This is a genomic window from Methylobacterium sp. WL103, assembly GCF_008039885.1.
GTDB lineage: Bacteria > Pseudomonadota > Alphaproteobacteria > Rhizobiales > Beijerinckiaceae > Methylobacterium > Methylobacterium cerastii.
The window spans coordinates 1-3176 of record NZ_VRUX01000499.1 but is presented as its reverse complement, the minus strand read 5'-3'; the positions used below and the strand labels follow the sequence as shown (position 1 = coordinate 3176).

Genomic DNA, 3176 nt, shown 5'->3' with positions numbered 1-3176 from the left:
AGCGACGTCGGCGCGGGCACGGTCGCGCTCGGCCTCGGCGGCGAGCAGGGTGTTACGCAACGCCTGCACCGTCTCCTCCTGGCCGCGCCGGTTCGAGCGCTCCAGCGCCAGGAGGTCGGTGAGGTCGACGATCTGGCGGTTGAGCTTGGCCAGCACGGTGTCGCGCCCGGTCAGCTCCTGCGACAGGAAGAACTGGCCGACGACGAAGATCGTCAGCAGGAACACCACCGACAGCAGCAGCGTCGCCAGCGCGTCGACGTAGCCCGGCCAGACGTTGACGCTGCGGTCGCGGCGGACGAGACGAGAGGCCATCAGGCCCGCTCGCGTCCGAGCCGGTCGAGCACCTGCTTCATCTCGCGCTCGCGGCCGGCCTGGGCCTCGACCCAGTCGCGGATCATCTGCTGCTCGGCGCGCATATGCTGGACGAGGCCCTGGATGCCCTCGGCGAGGTTGGTCATCGCCTGGGTCGCCGCGCGCCCGTTCGCGCCCTCCGATACGACGGCGGTGAGCCGCTCGACCGCCTCTGTCAGCGCCTCGGCCGCCGCGGGCTCCGGGTGCGCCTGGACGAGGGCGGGTGCGGCCGCCCCCTCGCCCGAGACCAGCCAATCCTCTAGCTCGTTGTGGAAGCGGGCGTGGGCCTGCCCCGCCTGCAGGTCGAGGAAGCCGGTGATCAGCGAGCTCGCCAGGCCGAACAGCGACGCCGAGAACGCCAGCCCGATGCCGCTCAAGGGGACGGCGAGCCCGTTCTTCAGCTCGTCGAACATCACGCTGGCTTCGCCGCCGCCGCGCATCGACTTGATCACCGAGCCGACCGCGGAGAGCGTGTCGATCAGGCCCCAGAACGTGCCGAGCAAACCGAGCAGGATCAGGATGCCGGCGATGTAGCGCAGGATGTCCCGGCCCTCGTCGAGGCGCGCGGCGACGGTGTCGAGGAACGGGCGGACGCCGGGAAGCGTCGCGCCTTCGCGCCGGGCCTGGATCGCCGGCACCAGCGGGACGACGAGGCTCGGCGGGCGCTTGGCCGCCTCGCCGGACGCGACGGCGTTGACGTAGGACGCCTCGCGGTAGAGCCGGATCACCTGCCCGAAGGCGAGCAGCACCGCGATCAGCAGCACGCCGAGGATCAGTCCGTTCAGGCCCGGGTTGGCCTGGAAGGCGGGGGTGATCTGCCGGAACAGGATGAAGGCGAGGAAGCCGACCAGGATCAGGAAGACCAGCATCCGGACCAGGTAGATGCCCGGCTTCGCGATCGGCCTCGTGGTCGGCCCCTCCGCCCTCGGGGCGGCGGGAAACGCGGTGTCGGAACGGGCGGCCATCGGTCGCGACTCTTCGGCAGGTGACGCGAGGGGAAGGTGACGCGAGGCCGTCTCCCCAAGATGATCGGCGGCCTCGATCGAACAGGCCGGCACTGTGGCGTCAGGCTCCGGTGCGATCAAGCCGCGCGACTGTCGTTCCCGGCGTTCGAAGCCGCTAATCCCAGTCCCGAGGCCAGGTTTCCTCAAGGTGAGGCCCGAGGCGCACGGCCGAGACCCGCACGGCGAGGCCGGCGGCGTTGGTCTCCACGGCGATGCCGCAGAGCGTCCCCTCCCCTTGCGCCGTCTCCAGGCGGGCGCCCGGCGTCTTCTGCAGGAAGCGGCGCAGCGGCTCCTCCTTCTGCATGCCGAGCACCGAATCGTAGTCGCCGCACATCCCGGCATCCGTCAGGTAGGCCGTGCCGCCGGGAAGGATGCGGTGGTCGCCGGTGGGCACGTGGGTGTGGGTGCCGACGACGAGGCTGGCGCGGCCGTCGAGGAACACGCCGAAGGCCTGCTTCTCGCTCGTGGCCTCGGCATGCACGTCGACGATCACGGCGTCGGCGGCCTCGCCGAGCGGGCAGGCGGACAACTCGCGTTCGACTGCGGCGAAGGGGTCGTCGAGCGCGTCGATGAACAGCCGCCCCATCACGTTGACGACGAGGATGCGGGCGCCGGCGCGGGTCTCGACGATGGTCGCGCCGCGGCCCGGCGTGCCGGGCGGGTAGTTCGCCGGCCGCACGAGCTTGGGCTGCCGGGCGATGAAGACCAAGGCCTCGCGCTGGTCGAAGGAATGGTTGCCGAGCGTCACCGCGTCGGCGCCGGCCCCCAGGATCTCGTCGCAGATCGATTCGGTTATGCCGAACCCGCCGGCCGCATTCTCGCCGTTGACGACGACGCAATCGAGCCGCCAGCGCTCGCGCAGGGACGGGAGCCGGTCGGTGACGGCCTTGCGGCCGGGGCGCCCGACCACGTCGCCCAGGAAGAGGAGGCGCATCGTCAGAGGTCTTTGCTCAGGGGAACGAAGCCGGCCTCGGTGACGAGGTGGTCGAGGGGGCGGTCGTGCGGCTCGGCCGGGACCCGGTCGATCTCCTGGACCGAGAAGGCGATGCCGACGGTGAGCACCGGCCCGTTCCGCGAGAGCCGGGCGATCGCCTGGTCGTAGTAGCCGCGGCCGTAGCCGATGCGCTGGCCGCGCCGGTCGAAGGCCGCCAGCGGCACGATCAGGGCTGTGGGGTCGAGGGCCGGCAGGTCGTCGCGCGGTTCGCTGAGGCCGAAGCGGCCGGCGACCAACGCCTCGCCGGCGCGCCACTCGCGGAACACCAGCCCGTCCGGCGTCACCTTCGGCAGGGCGACCCGCTGCCCTCGGGCGAAGAACCGCTCGATCAGCGGGTGCGGATCGACCTCGCTGCGGATCGGCCAGAACGCGCCGACGAGGGCGGCGTCGGCGAGGCCGTCGACCGTCAGAACGTGCTCGGCGATCGCAAGCGATCCGGAGCGCCGGGCATCCGGGTCGAGGGCGTCGCGCCGGGCGAGGGCTTGGCCGCGCAGGGCGGCCTTGTCGGAGGAAGTCGAGTGCGGAGCCACGTGAGCCGTTGGAGGATCGATCCCGGGAAACCTACAGTGTAGGTGGGCGCCGTGTTGACCAAGTCCAGGGACGAGGCCAGGGACAGCTCCCGGGGGAGTCGATAAGGCCCCGGGGAAAGTGCTCCTGACGGACTCTGCAGCCCCGCACAACCCATGTAGCGGTGCGACCCCCGTCGCGCCAGGGGTCGGCGGCGCCGGCTCCTGCGATTTCAGCGGCCGAGCATCGTGCGCAGCCGCGGCGAGCGCGCCGAGCCGTCGATGCATTCCAGCCTGGCGGACCGGTTCAGGGTGTGGAGG

At 71.7% G+C, this 3176-nt stretch carries 3 protein-coding genes, 1 other RNA gene and 1 pseudogene; all 5 read right to left on the bottom strand.

Annotated elements, in window-relative coordinates:
- A pseudogene (locus FV222_RS21245) lies at positions 1–312 on the bottom strand (peptidoglycan-binding protein); the annotation flags it as partial.
- Positions 312–1220, bottom strand: coding sequence for a MotA/TolQ/ExbB proton channel family protein (locus FV222_RS21240; protein ID WP_246685584.1), 909 nt, complete (start codon positions 1218–1220; stop codon positions 312–314). The pseudogene FV222_RS21245 and the gene FV222_RS21240, both read right to left, overlap by 1 nt.
- A 250-nt stretch (positions 1221–1470) precedes the next feature.
- Positions 1471–2289: a TIGR00282 family metallophosphoesterase gene (locus FV222_RS21235; protein WP_147753159.1), complete on the bottom strand. Its 819-nt coding sequence runs from the start codon at positions 2287–2289 to the stop codon at positions 1471–1473.
- Positions 2290–2291: 2 nt separating this feature from the next.
- Positions 2292–2879 carry a 5-formyltetrahydrofolate cyclo-ligase gene (locus FV222_RS21230; RefSeq protein ID WP_147753160.1) on the bottom strand — a complete coding sequence of 196 codons (588 nt, stop codon included), beginning with the start codon at positions 2877–2879 and terminating at the stop codon, positions 2292–2294.
- Positions 2869–3025: non-coding RNA, 6S RNA (ssrS, locus tag FV222_RS21225), on the bottom strand. Before ssrS ends, FV222_RS21230 begins: the two co-directional genes overlap by 11 nt.
- Positions 3026–3176 lie beyond the last annotated feature (151 nt).